This window comes from Flexivirga caeni (assembly GCF_003724155.1).
GTDB classification, from domain to species: domain Bacteria; phylum Actinomycetota; class Actinomycetes; order Actinomycetales; family Dermatophilaceae; genus Flexivirga; species Flexivirga caeni.
Window position 1 is genome coordinate 115296 of the sequence record NZ_RJJQ01000011.1, and the last position, 18427, is coordinate 133722.

An 18427-nucleotide genomic window follows, 5' to 3' on the forward strand; every position below is an offset into this window, starting at 1 on the left:
CCCTGTATGGCGACCGTAGTCTGCAGGCATGGCAGCACTCGATCCGATCGGCATTCTCGAAGCGCATGTGGCGGCATTCAACGATCGCGACATCGATGGATTGCTGCGCGGCTTCACCGCGGATGCCGAGTGGGTCACCGGCCGATACCGGTGCTCCGGCATCGGCGAGCTGACGGAACTCTTCATCGGCGCCTTCGGGGCCATCGCTCCTCGGCTGGAGATTGTGCGGGCGGTGCCGGGGGATGGACTGGTTGCAGCCGAACTGGTGGAGCGTATGGCGATCGACGGTCAAGTCGTCGCGGCGCCGATCGCGGGGTTCTACACGCTGCGGGGCGGGCGGATCGCGATCGCGAAGATCTACCGGGAGGGCAGTGCCGACATACCGACTGCTGGTGCCGGCGCCGAGTGACGGCGAATCCGTCGAATGACGGTGCAATTGCGCCGTCATTCGCCAAGGAAGCCGTCACTCGTGGGGAAAGGGGAGCGCTGGAGCGCTGGGGAGCCCGGACGGGTGAGCGACCGCAGGCCGGGCAATGTCGTGGATTCCGGGCGCGTGGCGATACGGTCGTCATGGCCAGTCAGATCAACCGGAACACTGGGGAGTGACCAATGCCCGACGCCAGCACGGTGCAGCAGTTCATCGACACCTTCCCGCCGGATGCGAACACACGCGTCCCGAGCGACGATTTCGTGTCGTATGGCGAGGCGCGTCTCCCGGACGCGCTGCTCGGCCTGTGGCGCACCCACGGTCTCGGCTGGTATGGCGGCGGGAGGGTCGCGCTGGTCGACCCGGGCCGCTGGATGCCGGTGCTGCAGACGTGGTTCGGTTCCTCGATCGGGAGCATCCCCTTCGCGATCACCAGCTTCGGCCACGTCTATCACTACGACCGGGTCGACGGTCACGACCGCATCCAATGCCTCGACCCGCACTTCCAGCACAACGTCGAGGTGGCCCAGGATGCCGTGGTGTTCTTCACGCAGCACCTCACCGGCTCCAACTCTCACCCGGCAGACCTGCGCGAGCTGCACAAGGCGGCCGTCAGCGAGCAAGGCAGCCTCGGCGAGGACGAGATCTTCTACTTCGAGCCGATCCTCGCGCTCGGTGGTCAGGTCAACCTCGACAATCTCAAGAAGGGTGACGGTCCGGAGCACGTCGGCGACATACACCGGCAGGTAGCAGCGCGCCGCTGAGACCGAGCCCGGGGAGCCGTCCCGGAAGGAGCGGGAGCGATCAGGCTCGGTGATGCACCTCCTGCAGCCCGTAGACCGGTGTCGGGATGCCCTCATAGCGAGCCTTCAGCTGCAGTGCCAGATAGAGCGAGTAGTGCCGTGACTGGTGCAGGTTGCCTCCGTGGAACCACAGCGCCTCTTGCTGCGTGGGCTTCCACATGTTGCGCTGCTCGCCCTCCCAGGGACCCGGATCCTTGGTGGTGTCGGAGCCCAGACCCCACACCTTGCCGACCTTGTCAGCCGTCTCTTGGTCGATGATGTCGGCGACCCAGCCGTTCATCGAGCCGTAGCCGGTCGCGTAGACCACCAGGTCAGCGGGCAGTTCGGTGCCGTCCTCGAGCACGACCGAGCTCTCGGTGAGGTGGTCGACGTTGCCGTGGGCCAACTGCACCTTGCCGTCGCAGACCAGCTCGGCCGCGCCCACGTCGATGTAGTAGCCGGACCCGCGCCGCAGGTACTTCATGAACAGGCCGGAGCCGTCGTCCCCCCAATCGTGCTGGAAGCCAACCTTTTCCAGCCGGTCGTAGAAGTCTTTGTCGCGTTCGGCCATCTTCTCGTAGAGCGGGATCTGGAACTCGTGCATGATCCGGTAGGGGAGCGAGGCGAAGATCATGTCGGCTTTGTCGGTCGTGACACCGGCCGCGACCGCGCGCTCGGAGTAGAGGTCGCCGAGCCCGATGTCCATCAGCGACGCCGACTTCACGATGTGCGTCGATGACCGTTGCACCATGGTCACGTCGGCGTCGTGCTCCCACAATGCCCCGCAGATGTCGTGCGCGGAGTTGTTGGAGCCGATCACGACGACCTTCTTCCCGGTGTAGTTCTCCGGCCCGGGATGCTGGCTGGAGTGCTGCTGCTCGCCTTCGAAGACGTCCATGCCCGGGAACTTCGGCAGGTTGGGCTTGCCCGACATGCCCGTCGCGAAGACGAGTTGCTTCGGCGCCAGCACGACCTCCTCACCGTCCCGGTCGACGACCACCCGCCAGGTCCTCGTCTCCTCGTCGTATGCCGCGGAGGTCACCGTCGAGCGCGTCCAGTAGGGCACCTCCATCACCCGGGTGTACATCTCCAGCCAGTCGCCGATCTTGTCCTTGGGCGCGAACACCGGCCAGTTCGCGGGGAATTGGAGGTAGGGCAGGTGGTCGTACCAGACCGGGTCGTGCAGGCAGAGGCTCTTGTAGCGGCCTCGCCACTGGTCGCCGGGCCGGTCGTGCTTGTCGAGGACGACGGCCGGCACCTTCAGCTGGCGCAGCCGCGCGCCGAGGGCGATGCCCCCCTGGCCGCCGCCGATCACCACGACATACGGCTGCTCGGTGCGACCGAGCGACGCCTCCTCGTCCTGCCGCTTCTCCAGCCACGACTTCCGGCCGCGGGTCAACTCGTGCTCCACGCCCTGCGGCCGGGTGGCACCCTGGTTCTCCTCGTAGCCCTTCAGTTCGCGCAGGCTGGTGAGCAGCGTCCAGGCACGCAGCCGGCTTTCCTCCTCCTTGAGTCGCAGATGACCCTTGCCACGCCCGACAGCGGTCTCGAAGGTGATCCAGCACTCGATCACCCCGCCGGCCTCGGTCGGCTCCTCGCTCAGCGCCCACCCGCCCGGATCGGTGTCGTCGAGCGTATGCCGCAGCAGGTCACGTATGCCGGTGTGGCCCTCCGCGGTCTTGATGTTCCAGGTGAACGACACGAGGTCGCGCCAGAAGCACTGCGTCACGAACAAGTCGACGGCGGCGTCGACGTCCCGTGCGCGCAGGGCAGCATCGAAGTCGGCCAGCCAGGCGCTCGCGCGGTCGCCCGCAGTGTCGGTGGTGGTGGGTTGTTCCAGGGTGTCGGTCATCGCGCGCCTTTCTGCCGGTGTGGTGATCTACAGCACAGCGCGTCGGTACGCTGGAGGGAAGCGTTGCAGCACGTTGCAACCACGCTCCGGGCCAGCACCCGGGGCCGGACGTCGCCGAAGGGAGTTGCCCCAGGTGAGCGGCTACAACGCGATTGAGCCGGGCACCGACCTGGCTCGCTATGCACGCGAACTCATGCGCATGCACGAGTCGTTCATCGGCGGTGGCCGGTCCGCCATCCAGCCGCGTCCGCTCGTTTCGCGGTCCTGGCAGCGGGTGCTCGGCTTCGGACTCGTGGCGGACCGGACCGGAGCGCGCGATCCGCTGCCGCCGGCACGCGTCGAGCAACTGCGCGGTGAGTCGCCGTTGCATCTGGTCATCGACGATCTCGCCCGGGTGATCTCCAGCGTTGCCGACGCGTCGCACTTCCTGATGGTCGTCACCAACGGAGACGGCATCATCCTGTGGCGCCGAGGCGACAGCAAGGTTCGCCGCCGGGCCGACCGGCTGGGCTTCAGCGAGGGGGCGCGGTGGACCGAGGACGCAGTGGGCACCAACGCGATCGGCACCGCGCTGGAGGAGGCCAGCCCAGTGCAACTCTTCTCGGGTGAGCACTTCGAGCAAGCCCAACACCCTTGGTATTGCACGGCTTTCCCGATCCATGATCCGCGCAGTGGCGAACTGCTGGGCATCGTCGACATCAGCGGCCCGGCACTGACCCTGCATCCGGCGATCAGCGCGCTCGTCGAGACGGCAGTGCTGCTGGCCGAGTCGCTGCTGCGACGTCACCATGAGGCCGCGCTCGAGCGGCTGCGGCTAGCCGCCGAACCGGTCGTGTCCGCCGGTGGCGGGCCGGCGCTGGTCGTCGACGACGCCGGCTGGGTTGCGCACAGTGCAGGAGTGGCCACCAGGGACCGGATCGCGGTTCCCGAAGCCGACCGTCCGCTCGCCGTGCCCGGGCTCGGTCTGTGTATGCCGGAGCGCCTCGACCTCGGCTGGCTGGTGCGGACGGCGGCGGCCGACCGGCGCATCACCGCGCACCTGGAACTCGGGCGGAAGCCGGCCGTCGAGATCTGTGCCGACGCTGCGCCGTGGCGGGTGGCGCTGTCGCAGCGGCATGCCCAGATTCTGCAGCAACTGGCCGGCGCGGGCCGCGAGGGGCTCACGCCGTACGAGCTGAGCGTTGCGTTGTTCGGCGACGGCGAACACGTGGTCGCCGCCCGGGCCGAGGTCTCACGACTGCGGCGGTCGCTCGGGGCGATCGTGGACGGCAGTCCCTACCGGATCGCGGACGGGGTGCACCTTACGGTGACCCCGGCCGCCGAGAGTCGGGCTTTCTGAGGTCCCCGATCGAGAGGACCCCTTGTGCATCGAGCGGACCCGAAAACCGGGCTGGCTTTCTGGTCCGCTCGATGCACAAGGGGTGCTCTCGATCAGGTGGGGCGGCCGATCAGCTGCGGGCCTGCCCGGGGACGTTGACCACGGGGATGACGTCGTCGGCATACGACCGCAGCGTGTGCTCCTTATCGTCATGCTGCAGATAGACCGAGAACTGGTCGACGCCGAGTTCGCGCAGCTCCTCGATGCGGCGGATGTGCTCCTCCGGCGGCCCGATGATGCAGAAGCGGTCGACGATCTCGTCCGGCACGAACTGCGCGTGCGTGTTGCCGGCGCGCCCGTGCTGGTTGTAGTCGTAACCCTCGCGATCCGCGATGTAGTCGGTCAATGCCTTTGGCACGCCTGAGGATTCGCCGTACCGGCCGACAATGTCAGCGACGTGGTTGCCGACCATCCCGCCGAACCAGCGGCATTGGTCGCGGGCGTGTGCGGCCTGCTCGGCACTGCCGTCGGTGACGTATGCCGGTGCCGCCACGCAGATCGTGATGTCGTCGGGGTTGCGGCCAGCCGCCTCGGCGGCCGACCGGACGGCGCCCACCATCCAGGCGGTGATCTGCGGGTCGGCCAGCTGCAGGATGTAACCGTCGGCGACCTGGCCGGTCAGCTCCAGGGCCTTCGGCCCGTATGCCGCCACCCACACCTCCAACCGGGACTTGCTCGCCCACGGGAGCCGGAGCGTGGTGTCGCCATACGGCATGGCCTCGCCGCAGCCCAGCCCGCGGATGACGCCGACGGCCTGGCGCAGCGCCGCGAGCGTGCTCGGCCGGCCACCCTCCACTCGCACGGCCGAGTCGCCGCGCCCGATCCCGCAGACCGTGCGGTTGCCGTACATCTCGTTGAGTGTGGCAAACAGCGACGCGGTCACGGTCCAGTCGCGGGTCGTCGGGTTGGTCACCATCGGCCCGACGGTCACCCGCCGGGTGCGGTCCAGGATCTGCCCGAAGATCGGGTAGGGGTCCTGCCACAGGATGTGACTGTCGAAGGTCCACACGAAGTCGAACCCGGACCGGTCGGCTTGCACCGCGAGATCGACCACCCGCGCCGACGGGGGAGTGGTCTGCAGGACGACACCGAAGTCCATCAGATGAGGTACTGCGACAGGGAGCGCTTGACGAACTGCCCGCGCCCGGGCGATCCGCTGAATTCGCCGTCGTGCAGGACGATTTCGCCGCGGGACAGCACCGTCTCGACCTTGCCGGTGAACTCCCAGCCCTCGTAGACCGAGTAGTCGACGTTCATGTGGTGCGTCTGCGCCGAGATGGTCTGCGTGGCGGCTGGGTCGTAGACGACGATGTCCGCGTCCGACCCGGGTGCGATGACGCCCTTCTTCGGATACATGCCGAACATCCGCGCCGGAGTCGCCGCGGAGATCTCCACCCAGCGGGCCAGGCTGATCTCACCCTTGGTGACGCCCATGTGCAGCAGGTCCATCCGGTGCTCCACTCCCGGTATGCCGTTGGGGATAGCCCGGAAGTCGTCCTTGCCGAGCTGCTTGCCGGTGGCGAAGCAGAACGGGCAGTGGTCGGTGGCGACCACCGACAGGTCGTTGGTGCGCAGCCCGCGCCAGAGCTTCGCCTGCTCCTCGGCCGGGCGCAACGCGGGAGTGCAGACATACTTCGCACCCTCGAAATCCGGCCGGGCCAAATCGGATTCGTCCAGGAAGAGGTATTGCGGACAGGTCTCGCCGAAAACGTTGCGGCCCGCGTCGCGCGCTGCCGTCACGACGTCGACCGCGGCGCCGCTGGACAGGTGCACGAAGTAGAGCGGCGCGCCCGTGACGTCGGCCATCTGCGCGGCCCGGTTGACCGCCTCGGCCTCCAGTGCGATCGGCCGGGTCAGGCCGTGCCACTTGGGCTCGGTGTGTCCGGCATTGATCGCGCGGGTCACGATCTGGTCGATCGCCGCGCCGTTCTCGGCGTGCATCATGATCGTCGCGCCGTTGTCGCTCGCGCGGTACATCGCCTGGATGATCTGGTCGTCGGTCGACAGGAACACGTCCGGGTAGGCCATGAACAGCTTGAAGCTGGTCACGCCCTGGTCGACCAGGGCGTCCATCTCCTTCAGCGACATGTCGTTGACGTCGGCGAGGATCGCGTGGAATCCGTAGTCGATGCACGCCTTTCCCTCCGCCTTGGCATGCCAGAGGTCGACCGCCTCTTGCAGGGAGCCGCCCTTCTTCTGCACCGGGAAGTCGACGATTGTCGTCGTGCCGCCCCAGGCCGCGGCGCGCGTGCCCGTCTCAAAGTCGTCGACGCTGAACGTCCCGCCGAACGGCATGTCCATGTGGGTGTGGACGTCGATGCCGCCGGGCAGCACGTACTTGCCGGACGCGTCGATCGTCCGATCCGCCTGTATGCCGAGGGCGCTCGCCGTGCCGGGTGCAAGGACCGCGGAGACGGTTTCCCCGTCGACCAGCACGTCCGCGGGCGCTGCTCCTTGCGGCGAAACGACCTGACCTCCGGTGATGAGGGTTGTCGTCATACTGTCACTCCTTCTTCGTCGCCATCGGCCGGTGCGGCCGAATTGTCATACGAGACAGGTGCTTTCGTCGCCTTCATCAAGACTGTGTAGATGATGGCCGCCGAAACGAGCCCGACGATCCAACCGTAGTCCGCGAGCGGCTTCAGGAACGGGATCATGCCGTCGGCAGGGAACGGTCCGGTCTTGTTGCCCTTGGCGTCGAGGGCCGAGTAGGACCCACCGCCGGCGAGGAGCGCAGCGACCACGAAGGACAGGACGGCGATCCAGTTCCACCCGCCGCGATACCAGTAGAGGCCGCGGCCGCGAGTGTAGAGGTCGCGCACGACCAGGTTCCTGCGCCGCACGAACCAGTAGTCGGCCAGCAGGATCCCGGCCACCGGGCCGAGGATCGCCCCGACGAAGTTGAGCCAGGTGAAGATGTAGATGTCCGGGTCGGAGACCAGCTTCCACGGCATGATCAGCACCGAGAGCACACAGGTGATCAGCGCGCCGCGGCGGAAGTTGATGTGTTTCGGCACCGCATTGGCGAAGTCGTATGACGGGCTCACCAGGTTCGCGGCGACGTTGACCGCGAGGGTGGCGACCATCACCGTAGCCAGCGCCAGCAGCGTCCCGACCCAGTTGTTGATTCGCGCCGCCAGCTGGATCGGGTCCCAGATGACCTCGCCATACACCTTCTCCGACGCGGACGTGACGAAGACCGACAGCAGCGCGAAAAGCGTCATGGTTGTTGGCAACCCGTAGGTCTGGCCGAGCGCCTGCTGCTTCTGGGAGCCGCCGAATCGGGTGAAGTCGGAGATGTTCAGCGAGAGGGTGGCCCAGAAGCCGATCATCCCCATCAGGGATGGCCCGAACGCCTTCCAGAACGCGTGCCCGTGCAGCGTGCCCGGTTGGGAGAGGATGTCGCCGACGCCGCCGGCCTTGTGCCACATGTAGACCAGCAGCGCGATCGCCGCGACGAGCACGACCGGCGCGGCCCAGTTCTCGAAGTGTTTCAGGGTGTCGATGCCGCGAACGATGATGGCGATCTCGATCAGCCAGAAGACGAAGAAGCTGAGCCACTGGGTCCAGGCGAAGCCGCCGAAGTGCCCGGCGTTCGCCCATCCGCTGCCGAACATTTTGCCGGCGAGCAGGAAGATGCCCTCGCCGCCGATCCACGTCTGGACTCCGAACCAGCAGGTCGCGGCGAGGGCGCGGATGAGCGCGGGCAGGTTCGCCCCGAAGACGCCGAACGACGAGCGGGCGAGCACGGGGAACGGTATGCCGTACTTCGTGCCGCCGTGCCCGTTGAGCAGAATCGGGATGAGCACGATGACGTTGGCCGCCAGAATGATGAAAACCGCCTGCTGCCAGGACATTCCGGCGGCAACCAGCCCGGACGCGAGCAGCCAGGACGGGATGTTGTGGCTCATCCCGACCCACAGGGCCGTGTAGTTGTAGGTGTTCCAGGTGCGCCGGGCGACCGGGACGGGGACCAGGTCGTGGTTGGAGAGCGCCGGGTCGTGCAGTGCGGCGGTGTCCACCAGCTCGACTCGGCCGTCAGGATTCTCGACCTGCCCCTCACGGGCGACGGATGCGGACTGGGTTGTCATACGCGGCTCCTCAAGGCGACGGGAGAATGCCGGTCACAGTATCGGCGCGCAGCGCGCGCGGGCTCGGTCACGGTGTCACGCATCCCCGCCGTCGCGTTGCGTGTTGTAATCGGCTGGATCGGCGGCGTTCGGCGGCGGTCGGGCGCGCGATCGGGAAGAGTTGGTCACAGACGGGTGTGCGACGCACACCGAGACCTGGTCCCTGGAGAGGTGCCCGATGCAGCCGATGACGTTGGCCGAAGTGATCGAGCTTGCCGCGATCAAGGAGGGCCAGCCCGAGGTTGCGCACGGCCACGATCACCTTGCCGATCCGGTGCGCTGGTGTCACGTCGGCGAGGTGCCGGACATCGGGGCCATGCTCACCGGCGGGGAGGTCGTGCTGACGACCGGCGCCATGCTCGCGGCGGATCCGGATCAGGTCGCGTACGTCACGCAGATCGCCGAAGCCGGTGCCACCGCAGTGTTTCTCGGCATCGGGCGGACCTTCGACGCCATACCGCAGGCGCTGCTGAAGGCGTGCAGGGCGGCGGACCTGCCGCTGGTCGTGATGTGGCGGCCGGTCGCGTTCGTGACGATCACCGAAGCGGTGCAGTCGACGATCCTGGCGCGGGCGACCAGCCGGTCGACGGTGTCGGAGAACGTGCGCGACACGCTGCACCGGCTGACCCTGCAACGCGCGCCGATGCAGGCGCTGGTCGACGAGATCTCCGGACTCGCGGGGTGTCCGGTGGTGGTGGAGAACACGGCGCGGCAGGTGCAACTCGCAGCGGGCGAGGCCGGGTTGCGGGAGGTGCTGCGTGACTGGACTCGCTTGTCGCAGTATGTTTCCCGTTTCGCCGGCACCGACGACGTCTACACCACCCCGGACGGCATCGTGGCGGCGACACTGACCGAGCAGGGCCGGCCGTGGGGTTCGCTCATCCTCTTCGCGCACGGTGAACCGGCCGATCGCTCCGAGGTCGTGGCGCGGCGTGGCGTCGAGGCGCTCAACCTGCACAAGCTGGTGTCGGCGGGCGGGGCCGACTGGCAACGGGAGGCGCAGGAGGTGCTGCTCGCGGACCTGCTCGGCGGGCACGGCGGCGCCGACCTGCTGGAGTTGCGCGCGAGGGCGTCGGGTTTCCGCATCCGGCACTGCCGGCTGACACCGCTGGCGGTCGCGCTCGGCCGGAACGAGCGCACGTGCGAGATGTTGCTGGAGCAGGCTCGGTCCGTGGCCCGGCGCTGCGGCGTCGGGGCGCTGGTCGGTCCGGTGGAGCACGGCACGGTGCGGCTCCTGGTGTCCACAGATCCGTCGGAGGACCCGGTGTCCACGGTGGACGGGTTCGCCGGACTGCTCGCGGGCGAATCCGAGGGGCGGATCGCGCTGGTGGCGGCCGGCCCCGCGGTGGACGGGCTGGGCCGGCTCAGCCAGTCGTTCGCGCGGGCCGAGCAGACTCTGGGGGCGGCGACGCGCCTTGGCTGGAGCGGGCGGGGTGTGGTCCGGCTCGCCGACCTGCGTCTGCCGGGCCTGGTCGAGGTGCTCGCCACCAACCACGACGTGCAGGACTTCGTCGATCGCGAACTCGGCGCGCTGCTGGACAGCCCCGAACTCGTCGACCTGCTCGAAACTTTCATTGCCAACGGTCTCAACAAGTCCTCGACCGCCCAGGCGCACCACCTTTCCCGGCCCGCGGTCTACCGCCGGCTGGAGCAGATCACCGAGCGGCTCGGCATCGACCTGGACGACGTCCGCGACGTCGCCGGGCTGTATGTCGCCCTTCTCGCCCTGCGCGCCCGTGGCCGGTGAGCGCTCCTGGCAGGTCGAGTAGCCCCGGGGGAGCGTGCTTGGGCGACCGAGTAGCCCGGGGGAGCGAAGCGGAGGAGGGCGTATCGAGGTGGCCACGCCGCGCACTCTCCTTCTGATCGAGAGGACCCCATCCGGATTGAGAGGACCCCATCCGGGTGCCCATTTTTGGGTCCGCTGGTGCGGTTGTGGGTCCTCTCGATCAACGGGGGTACGACGGGAAGCACGCCGCGTCGTCAAGTGGCCCGAGTGGGCACTTACTGTCGAGTATTCATTCGCGTGTACTCGCTAGTAATTGCCCCGAGTGGTCACTTACGTGCGGGTACGTAGCCCTCCGTGAGCGGGCGGCACCAGATCCGCCGCCGCCATACGGCCTACTTGTCGGTAAGGGCGGTGTAGGTGTCGGGGCGGCGGTCGCGGTAGAACGCCCACGTGGCCCGCTGCTCGCGGATCGCGTCCAGGTCCAGGTCGCGCACCAGCAGCTCCTCGATCTGGTCGGAGGCGACGTCGCCCACGAACGCGCCGCGCGGGTCGGCGAAGTATGACGTGCCGTAGAAGTCGTCGTCGCCGAGCGGCTCGATGCCGACACGGTTGAGCGCGCCGACGTAGTACATGTTCGCGGCGGCAGCGGCGGTCTGCTCCAGCTTCCACAGGTGGTTGGACAGCCCGCGCGAGGTGGCCGAGGGGTTGAACACGATCTCGGCACCGGCCAGGCCGAGCCCGCGCCAGCCCTCGGGGAAGTGGCGGTCGTAGCAGATGTAGACGCCGACCTTGCCGACCGCGGTCTCGAAGACCGGCCAGCCGTCATTGGCGCCGGGGCGGAAGTAGAACTTCTCCCAGAAGCCGTGCAATTGAGGGATGTGGGTCTTGCGGTACTTGCCGAGGTAGCGCCCGTCGGCGTCGATCACGGCTGCCGCGTTGAACAGCACGCCGGGCTGGACCTCTTCGTAGATCGGCAGGATCATGACCTGCCCGGTCTCCTTCGCTATCGAGCTGAACCGCTGCACGATCGGGCCGTCGGGGATCGCCTCGGCATACTCGTACCAGGCCTTGTCCTGGACCTGCGCGAAGAACGGCCCCATGAACAGCTCCTGGAAGCAGAGCACCTGGCTGCCCTGACTGGCCGCCTGGCGCGCCGCCTCCTCGTGGGCGTCGAGCATCGACTCCTTGTCCCCACGCCAGTGGGTCTGGAACAGAGCGGCTTTGACAGTGGTCATTGCTGGCCTCCCTCGGGGGCGTTCGTCAGTGATGTAGCGACGCTAACCCCGCGCACTCACCTCGCGGGCCGTCGCGCTGTCACGAGAACGTGCGGCGGTGTTACACCGTGTCGGAGTCGTCGTCGCGATGTGCGGCGACCGCCTCGTCGGTGACCGCTCGCTCGGGTGTCGGTCGAATCGAGTTGGTCGCAGACAGATCCGGCGAATAGACTCTGGACATCAGCGTTCGAGCCGTCATCAGCGGCGAGCTTCCGGAAGAACGGCGCGGGAGCGCCCAGTAGAACCGGACGGGACGAGCCCGTCACAGCTCATGCACGAGCGGTCGTATGACGAGGAGCGTCTCGCCATACGGCAAGCGAGGTGGTACCGCGGTGCCGGCCCGACCGGGCAGGCGTCGTCCTCGAACAGGACGACCCGACCGCGAAAGAGACACCGCGTATGACCTACCCCAAGGTCGATCTGACCGCCGCCGCACCGACCGGAGTAGCGCCGTCCGCCGACTTCCCGGCGATCGAGCAGGCAGTCCGCGACTACTGGGCGGCCGACGACACCTTCCGGGCGTCCGTCGAGCAGCGTGACCCGGGCACCGACGGCGACAACGAGTTCGTCTTCTACGACGGCCCGCCCTTCGCCAACGGGCTGCCGCACTACGGCCACCTGCTGACCGGCTACGTCAAAGACCTGATCCCGCGCTACCAGACGATGCGCGGCAAGCGCGTGGAGCGCCGCTTCGGCTGGGACACTCACGGGCTGCCCGCCGAGCTGGAGGCGATGAAGCAGCTCGGGCTGAAGACCAAGGACGAGATCCTCGAGATGGGGGTCGACAAGTTCAACGACGCCGCCCGCGCGTCCGTGCTGCGCTACACCGACGAGTGGCGCGAGTACGTCGAGCGGATGGGCCGCTGGGTCGACTTCGAGAACGACTACAAGACCCTCAACCCGGACTTCATGGAGTCGGTCAGCTGGGTCTTCAAGACGCTCTACGACAAGGGGCTGATCTACGAGGGCTTCCGCGTGCTGCCCTACTGCTGGAACGACGAGACGCCGCTGTCCAACCACGAGCTGCGCATGGACGACGACGTCTACCAGCAGCGGCAGGACCCGGCCGTCACCGTCGGATTCCGTTGCACCGAAAGCAAACTCGACGTTCTGAAGGACGCGCACTTCCTGATCTGGACGACCACGCCGTGGACGCTGCCGTCCAACCTTGCGGTCATGGTCGGGCCGGACATCGACTACGTCGTGGTCGAGACCGACGTGCCCACGGGCACCACGCAGCGCTACGTGATCGCGGCCGCGCGGGTGGCGGCATACGCCAAGGAGCTCTTCGGCGACGCCAAGGCCGACCCGCAGGAGTATGTCGTGACGCGCCTCACCGGCCACGACCTGCTCGAGTCGGTCTACGCGCCGCCGTTCAGCTACTTCGCCGACCACGAGAACGCGTTCCGCGTGGTGCCGGCTGACTTCGTGACGACCACGGACGGCACCGGCCTGGTGCACAGCGCCGGCGCCTTCGGCGAGGACGACATGATCGTCACCGAGCGCGAGGGCATCGCACCGGTCATGCCCGTCGGCCCGGACGGACGCTTCACCGCACCCGTGGCGGAGTACGAAGGCATGCTCGTCTTCGACGCGAATCCGCACATCATCGACGACCTCAAAGCTGGGACCGGCTCGGTCACCGTGAGCACAGTGCTGGTGCGCCGGGAGACCTACGAGCACTCCTACCCGCACTGCTGGCGGTGCCGGAACCCGTTGATCTACAAGGGAGTCAGCTCCTGGTTCGTGAGCGTCACGGCGTTCAAGGACCGCATGCTCGCGCACAACCAGGAGATCAACTGGGTGCCCGAGAACGTCAAGGACGGGCAGTTCGGCAAGTGGCTCGCCGGCGCACGCGATTGGTCGATCACCCGCAACCGCTTCTGGGGCAGCCCGGTGCCGGTGTGGAAGTCGGACGACCCGGCATACCCGCGCATCGACGTCTACGGCTCGTTCGCGGAGCTGGAGCGCGACTTCGGCGTGCAGGTCGACGACCTGCACCGCCCGGGCATCGACCGGCTCACCCGGCCCAATCCCGATGACCCGACCGGGAATTCGACGATGCGCCGCGTCGAGGACGTGCTCGACGTGTGGTTCGACTCCGGGTCGATGCCCTACGGCCAGGTGCACTATCCCTTCGAGAACGCCGACTGGTTCGAGCACCACTTCCCGGCCGACTTCATCGTCGAATACATCGGGCAGACCCGCGGCTGGTTCTACATGCTGCACATCCTGGCGACCGCGCTCTTCGACAAGCCGGCGTTCAAGAACGTCATCTGCCACGGCATCGTGCTGGGCAGCGACGGGCAGAAGATGTCCAAGTCACTGCGCAACTACCCGGACGTCAACGAGGTCTTCGACCGCGACGGCGCCGACGCGATGCGCTGGTTCCTGATGAGCAGCCCGATCCTGCGCGGTGGCAACCTGATCGTCACCGAGCAGGGCATCCGCGACGGTGTGCGCCAGGTGCTGTTGCCGCTGTGGAGCAGCTGGTACTTCTTCAGTCTCTACGCGAACGCGGCTGAGACGGAAGGACATTGGCGGACCGACTCACCCGACGTGATGGACCGCTACATCCTGGCCAAGACGCGCGAACTGGTCGAGACGGTCCGGATGGACCTGGACGAGTTCAACGTCGCCGGCGCGTGCGAGGCCGTGCAGGGCTTCCTGGACGTGCTCACCAACTGGTACATCCGACGGTCAAGAGAACGCTTCTGGGGAACATCACCCCACGAAGTTCTCCGGTCGCAGGCTCCCTCCGATACTTCGCGGGGACCCCGAACAGATGCAGGTTGTCCAGACAGTGACAGTCAAGCCGCGTTCGACACGCTATACACCGTGCTCGAGACCGTATGCCGGGTGGCGGCGCCGTTGCTGCCCTTCGTCGCCGAGCAGGTATGGCGAGGGCTCACCGGCGGCCGTTCGGTCCACCTGACCGACTGGCCGCACGCGACCGACCTCCCGGCCGACGCGCGGCTGGTGGGGGCGATGGACCGCGCCCGGGCGATCTGCTCCACCACGCTGTCGGTGCGCAAGGCGCAGCAGCTGCGGGTCCGGCTGCCGCTGACAACGCTGACCGTGGTGACCGACGACGTCGCGGCGCTGCAGGACTTCGCCACCCTGATCGCCGACGAGGTCAACGTGCGGGAGGTGCGGCTGGTCGACCTGGCGACTGCGAGCGCGACGGACTTCGGCATCGAGCAGAAGCTGACCGTCAACGCCCGTGCCGCGGGTCCGCGGCTCGGCAAGGACGTGCAGCAGGCGATCAAGGGCAGCAAGTCCGGCGACTGGTCGGTCGCTGCGGACGGCACTGTCACGAGCGGCGGATTGGCTTTGCAAGAGGGCGAATTCACCCTTGAGTCGGTCGTGACCGACCAGGCCGAGGGCAACCGTGCACCGGCCATGCTGGCCGGTGGCGGCTTCGTCGTGCTCGACACCGAGGTCACCGACGAGCTGCGCAGTGAGGGCCTGGCGCGCGACATCATCCGCGCCGTGCAGCAGGCGCGCCGCGAGGCCGGGCTCGACGTGAGCGACCGGATCCGGCTGGGCATCGCCGGCGACGACGAGGCGTGGCAGGCGACCGTCGCCCACCAAGAACTCATCATGCGTGAGACGCTGGCCGTGCAGTTCGGTTCGGCAGGTGCCGGACACACGCTGCCGGGTGCCACCGACGCCGACCTGGGCGGTGGCAAGCACGTGTCGATCTCCGTCGAACGGGCGGAGCAGGCGAAGGAGGCCGTGCGATGAAGGTAGCCAGCGGGGTGCTGCTGCGCGCCGCCACCGGCGACGACCTGCAGGGTGTGATCACCGTCGGCCAGCAGACCTGGCCGGTGACGTACGGGCCGATCGCCGGCGACGACTACGTCGCGATGGGCCTGGCCAAGTGGTGGACCGCGGACGCGACCGTCCCCGGCATACGGGCCGGTCGCGTCACCGTCGCCGAATACGACGGCGAGATCATCGGCATGACCTCGGTCGGTCCCCTCGACGGCCATCTGGCGCTGTGGAAGCTCTACGTGCTGCCCGAGTTCCAGGGCTCCGGGGTCGGCGGGATGCTGTTGCGTGCCGCCATCGCCAGGGCCAAGGCCGACGGGTATGACGAACTTGTCCTGTCCTACCTGGACGGCAACGACGGCGCGCGCGGCTTCTACGAGCACTACGGCTTCACCGAGACCGGGCGCGAGCACACCGGCGGTGGCGTGCCCGACTCGGTGTGGCTGCACCTGAAGCTGGAGGAGAACCATGGTTAGCGGCCGGCCGGATGCCGCGCAACGTGAGGCCGAGCGTGCCCTCGCCGTACGCACGCGGCTGCGCGAAGTGCAGGACGCCATCCTCGCGCGCACCCCGGAGTCCAGCCCGGAGCCGTCGCTGGAGCGGGTGCGTCGCATCCTCGAACTACTCGGCGACCCGCAGCGCACGTTCCCCGTCGTCCACCTGACCGGCACCAACGGCAAGACGACCACGACACGCGCCGTCGAACGGATCCTGCGCGAGACAGGCCTTTCCACCGGGCGTTTCACCTCGCCCCACCTGCACGACATGCGAGAACGAATCTCGTTGAACGGCAAGCCGATCGAGCCCGAGCGCTTCATCGCGACGTATGACGACGTGCTGCCCTACGTCGAGCTGATCGACAACGAAGCACGTGCCGTGGACGAGCCCACCACGAGCTACTTCGAGTTCCTGGTCGTCATGGCGTACGCCGCCTTCGCCGACGCCCCGGTTGACGTCGCGATCGTCGAGGTCGGCCTCGGCGGCCGCTGGGACGCCACCAATGTCGCGGACGGGCAGGTCGCCGTCATCACCCCGATCTCGCTGGATCACACCCGGCTGCTCGGCTCGACGGTCGAGGAGATCACCCTCGAGAAGCGCGACATCATCAAGTCCGGCGCCATCACCGTCGTCGGGGAGCAGGAGCCGGGCGTCGACCAGCTGATCGCCGAGCGCGTCGCCCAGGTCGGCGCCTCCGCCAAGCGGGAGACGATCGACTTCGAGGTGACCGAGCGCGACCAAGCGGTCGGCGGCCAGCAACTCACCGTGCAAGGCCTCGCAGCCGTCTACCCCGATCTCTACCTGCCGCTGTTCGGGGTGCACCAGGCGCACAACGTCGCGACCGCCATTGCCGCGGCCGAGGCGTTCCTCGGCGGCGGTGAGCGACCGCTCGACATCGACCTGTTGCGCTCGGCGCTGGCCGACCTGGACTCGCCGGGGCGTCTGGAGATCGTGCGGCGCTCGCCGACGGTGCTGGTGGACGCGGCGCACAACGCCGCCGGCATCCGGGCGTTGCGCGACGCGATGAACGACTCCTTCACCTTCAGCCGCCTCGTCGGCGTGCTGGCGATCTTTGCCGACAAGGATGCCGAGGACATGCTCGGGGCCCTCGAGCCGGTGCTGGATCACGTGGTGATCTCCCGCAATTCGTCGCATCGCAGCATGCGGTCCGAGGAGCTGGGCGCCCTCGCCGTGGAGATCTTCGGGGAGGACCGGGTCGACGTCGTGCCGGATCTTGCCGACGCGATCGACCGTGCCGCGGAGCTCGCCGATGAGGGCGGCGTCGCCGGGGGAGTGCTGGCCACCGGCTCGATCGCCACGGCAGCGGACGTCCGCGCGCTGCTCGGCGTCACGACGTCGTGAGGCCACCTGTGCTGATCCGCGGCATGCTCGTCTACGGCGTGGGCGAGAAGATGACGCGCCGCTTCGCCGGCATCGTCGTCGGGTCGCAGACCGTCGTGGTGTTCCTCGGGGCGCTGGTCGCGTGGGCGATCGCCAAATCGCAGGACAACGCCGCCCACACGGCATACCTCGTGGTGGGGCTGGTGCTCGCGGTGCTGTGTGTGGTCGCGTCCGGCACGCTGCGCCGCACGTGGGGCGTGACGCTGGGCTGGCTTGTCGAGGTCGCCTCGGTGCTCGCGGGATTCGTGCTGCCGATGATGTTCGTGGTCGGCCTGGTGTTTCTCGCGTTGTGGGTGACTGCGCTCGTCCAGGGCCGCAAGATGGATGCCTTGACCGCCCACCGCCAGGAACAGGACACCGCATGACCTGGATCGAAGCGATCGTGCTGGGGATCGTGCAGGGACTGACCGAGTTCCTGCCGATCTCCTCCTCGGCGCACCAGCTGATCGTCGGCCGGCTTTTCTGGGGCAACGACGGCGGTGGCTCGGCGTTCACCGCCGTCAACCAGCTCGGCACCGAGACGGCAGTCATCGTCTACTTCTGGCGGGACATCGTCCGCATCATCAATCAGTGGGCGCTCTCGGTTGCCGGCAAGGTGCCGCGCGCCGATCCGGATGCCCGGATGGGGTGGCTGGTCGTCGTCGGCACCATCCCGATCGGCGTGCTCGGCCTGGCCTTCAAGGGCTTCATCGAAGGGCCGTTGCGCAACCTGTGGGTCACCGCCAGCATGCTGCTCGTCTTCGCGATCATCATCGCCGTCGCGGACGCCACCACCGATCAGCACAAAACGCTGGATGATCTCGACAGCAAGGACGGCATCCGCTTCGGGCTATGGCAAGCTCTCGCGCTGATCCCTGGCGTATCCCGTTCGGGCGGAACGATTTCCGGCGGTCTGTTCATGGGCTACAGCCGGGAAGCCGCCGCGCGCTACTCGTTCCTGCTCGCCATACCGGCGGTCGTGCTGTCCGGGTTGTTCGAACTCGCCGACCTGCACGGCAGCGGCGGTGACGGGTGGGGACAGATCGCGATCGCGACGGTCCTTGCGTTCGTCGTCGGGTATGCCGTCATCCGGTGGTTCATGCGCTACATCTCCACGCACGACTTCCGCCCGTTCGTCTACTACCGCCTCGCGTTGTCGGTCTTCCTCTTCGGGCTGCTCTTCCTGGACAAGATCGCTGCCTGACG

General features: G+C 67.8%; 14 protein-coding genes. 9 read left to right on the plus strand and 5 right to left on the minus strand.

What is annotated here, in order from left to right; translation table 11 throughout:
• Nucleotides 1-28: 28 nt before the first annotated feature.
• Both EFY87_RS11800 and EFY87_RS11805 read left to right on the plus strand, forming a co-directional pair.
• A complete protein-coding gene (locus EFY87_RS11800) occupies nucleotides 29-409 on the plus strand; it encodes a nuclear transport factor 2 family protein (protein WP_123271673.1) in 381 nt (126 codons plus the stop codon).
• Between the two features lie 200 nt (nucleotides 410-609).
• Nucleotides 610-1191, plus strand: a complete 582-nt coding sequence (locus tag EFY87_RS11805; RefSeq protein ID WP_123271674.1) for a T6SS immunity protein Tdi1 domain-containing protein — start codon at nucleotides 610-612, stop codon at nucleotides 1189-1191.
• 40 nt (nucleotides 1192-1231) lie between these two features.
• Here EFY87_RS11805 and EFY87_RS11810 read toward each other — a convergent pair whose 3' ends face one another.
• On the minus strand, nucleotides 1232-3061 hold the full coding sequence (locus EFY87_RS11810) for a flavin-containing monooxygenase (protein ID WP_123271675.1): 1830 nt from the start codon (nucleotides 3059-3061) through the stop codon (nucleotides 1232-1234).
• Nucleotides 3062-3194: 133 nt separating this feature from the next.
• Here EFY87_RS11810 and EFY87_RS11815 point away from each other — a divergent pair, with 133 nt between their 5' ends.
• A complete protein-coding gene (locus tag EFY87_RS11815; RefSeq protein ID WP_181445480.1) occupies nucleotides 3195-4400 on the plus strand; it encodes a sigma-54-dependent transcriptional regulator family protein in 1206 nt (401 codons plus the stop codon).
• A gap of 109 nt (nucleotides 4401-4509) precedes the next feature.
• On the opposite strand, the gene EFY87_RS11820 is transcribed toward EFY87_RS11815, so the two are convergent.
• From EFY87_RS11820 to EFY87_RS11830, 3 genes are read right to left on the minus strand one after another with little or no spacing between them, the layout of a single operon-like run.
• A complete protein-coding gene (locus tag EFY87_RS11820; protein ID WP_123271676.1) occupies nucleotides 4510-5538 on the minus strand; it encodes a TIGR03842 family LLM class F420-dependent oxidoreductase in 1029 nt (342 codons plus the stop codon).
• Nucleotides 5538-6938 (minus strand): dihydropyrimidinase, encoded by a 1401-nt coding sequence (gene hydA / locus EFY87_RS11825; RefSeq protein ID WP_123271677.1) that lies wholly within the window; start codon nucleotides 6936-6938, stop codon nucleotides 5538-5540. Before hydA ends, EFY87_RS11820 begins: the two co-directional genes overlap by 1 nt.
• A complete protein-coding gene (locus tag EFY87_RS11830) occupies nucleotides 6935-8530 on the minus strand; it encodes an NCS1 family nucleobase:cation symporter-1 (RefSeq protein WP_123271678.1) in 1596 nt (531 codons plus the stop codon). The genes hydA and EFY87_RS11830 overlap by 4 nt, the downstream gene beginning before the upstream one ends.
• Nucleotides 8531-8756: 226 nt before the next feature.
• Between EFY87_RS11830 and EFY87_RS11835 the strand changes: the two genes are divergently transcribed.
• Nucleotides 8757-10316: a PucR family transcriptional regulator gene (locus EFY87_RS11835; RefSeq protein WP_158607610.1), complete on the plus strand. Its 1560-nt coding sequence runs from the start codon at nucleotides 8757-8759 to the stop codon at nucleotides 10314-10316.
• 371 nt (nucleotides 10317-10687) lie between these two features.
• Here EFY87_RS11835 and EFY87_RS11840 read toward each other — a convergent pair whose 3' ends face one another.
• The gene (locus EFY87_RS11840) at nucleotides 10688-11530 is read right to left on the minus strand and encodes a nitrilase-related carbon-nitrogen hydrolase (RefSeq protein ID WP_123271680.1); all 843 of its coding nucleotides are present in this window, start codon (nucleotides 11528-11530) and stop codon (nucleotides 10688-10690) included.
• Between the two features lie 438 nt (nucleotides 11531-11968).
• Between EFY87_RS11840 and ileS the strand changes: the two genes are divergently transcribed.
• From ileS to EFY87_RS11865, 5 genes are read left to right on the plus strand one after another with little or no spacing between them, the layout of a single operon-like run.
• Nucleotides 11969-15316 carry an isoleucine--tRNA ligase gene (ileS, locus tag EFY87_RS11845; RefSeq protein ID WP_123271681.1) on the plus strand — a complete coding sequence of 1116 codons (3348 nt, stop codon included), beginning with the start codon at nucleotides 11969-11971 and terminating at the stop codon, nucleotides 15314-15316.
• The gene (locus EFY87_RS11850) at nucleotides 15313-15819 is read left to right on the plus strand and encodes a GNAT family N-acetyltransferase (RefSeq protein ID WP_123271682.1); all 507 of its coding nucleotides are present in this window, start codon (nucleotides 15313-15315) and stop codon (nucleotides 15817-15819) included. Before ileS ends, EFY87_RS11850 begins: the two co-directional genes overlap by 4 nt.
• The gene (locus EFY87_RS11855; protein ID WP_123271683.1) at nucleotides 15812-17203 is read left to right on the plus strand and encodes a bifunctional folylpolyglutamate synthase/dihydrofolate synthase; all 1392 of its coding nucleotides are present in this window, start codon (nucleotides 15812-15814) and stop codon (nucleotides 17201-17203) included. Before EFY87_RS11850 ends, EFY87_RS11855 begins: the two co-directional genes overlap by 8 nt.
• Entirely contained in the window at nucleotides 17200-17607 is a 408-nt protein-coding gene (locus EFY87_RS11860; RefSeq protein WP_245988606.1) for a DUF4233 domain-containing protein, read from the plus strand. The genes EFY87_RS11855 and EFY87_RS11860 overlap by 4 nt, the downstream gene beginning before the upstream one ends.
• Nucleotides 17604-18425: an undecaprenyl-diphosphate phosphatase gene (locus EFY87_RS11865; RefSeq protein WP_123271684.1), complete on the plus strand. Its 822-nt coding sequence runs from the start codon at nucleotides 17604-17606 to the stop codon at nucleotides 18423-18425. Before EFY87_RS11860 ends, EFY87_RS11865 begins: the two co-directional genes overlap by 4 nt.
• Nucleotides 18426-18427: the final 2 nt, after the last annotated feature.

Excerpts from the sequence above, each read along its gene's own strand:
- EFY87_RS11850 (WP_123271682.1), top strand. The coding sequence starts at position 15,313 with ATGAAGGTAGCCAGCGGGGTGCTGCTGCGCGCCGCCACCGGCGACGAC.
- EFY87_RS11865 (WP_123271684.1), top strand. The coding sequence starts at position 17,604 with ATGACCTGGATCGAAGCGATCGTGCTGGGGATCGTGCAGGGACTGACC.
- EFY87_RS11800 (WP_123271673.1), top strand. The coding sequence starts at position 29 with ATGGCAGCACTCGATCCGATCGGCATTCTCGAAGCGCATGTGGCGGCA.
- EFY87_RS11810 (WP_123271675.1), bottom strand. The coding sequence starts at position 3,061 with ATGACCGACACCCTGGAACAACCCACCACCACCGACACTGCGGGCGAC.
- EFY87_RS11830 (WP_123271678.1), bottom strand. The coding sequence starts at position 8,530 with ATGACAACCCAGTCCGCATCCGTCGCCCGTGAGGGGCAGGTCGAGAAT.
- EFY87_RS11840 (WP_123271680.1), bottom strand. The coding sequence starts at position 11,530 with ATGACCACTGTCAAAGCCGCTCTGTTCCAGACCCACTGGCGTGGGGAC.
- EFY87_RS11820 (WP_123271676.1), bottom strand. The coding sequence starts at position 5,538 with ATGGACTTCGGTGTCGTCCTGCAGACCACTCCCCCGTCGGCGCGGGTG.
- EFY87_RS11805 (WP_123271674.1), top strand. The coding sequence starts at position 610 with ATGCCCGACGCCAGCACGGTGCAGCAGTTCATCGACACCTTCCCGCCG.
- EFY87_RS11855 (WP_123271683.1), top strand. The coding sequence starts at position 15,812 with ATGGTTAGCGGCCGGCCGGATGCCGCGCAACGTGAGGCCGAGCGTGCC.
- EFY87_RS11835 (WP_158607610.1), top strand. The coding sequence starts at position 8,757 with ATGACGTTGGCCGAAGTGATCGAGCTTGCCGCGATCAAGGAGGGCCAG.
- hydA (WP_123271677.1), bottom strand. The coding sequence starts at position 6,938 with ATGACGACAACCCTCATCACCGGAGGTCAGGTCGTTTCGCCGCAAGGA.
- ileS (WP_123271681.1), top strand. The coding sequence starts at position 11,969 with ATGACCTACCCCAAGGTCGATCTGACCGCCGCCGCACCGACCGGAGTA.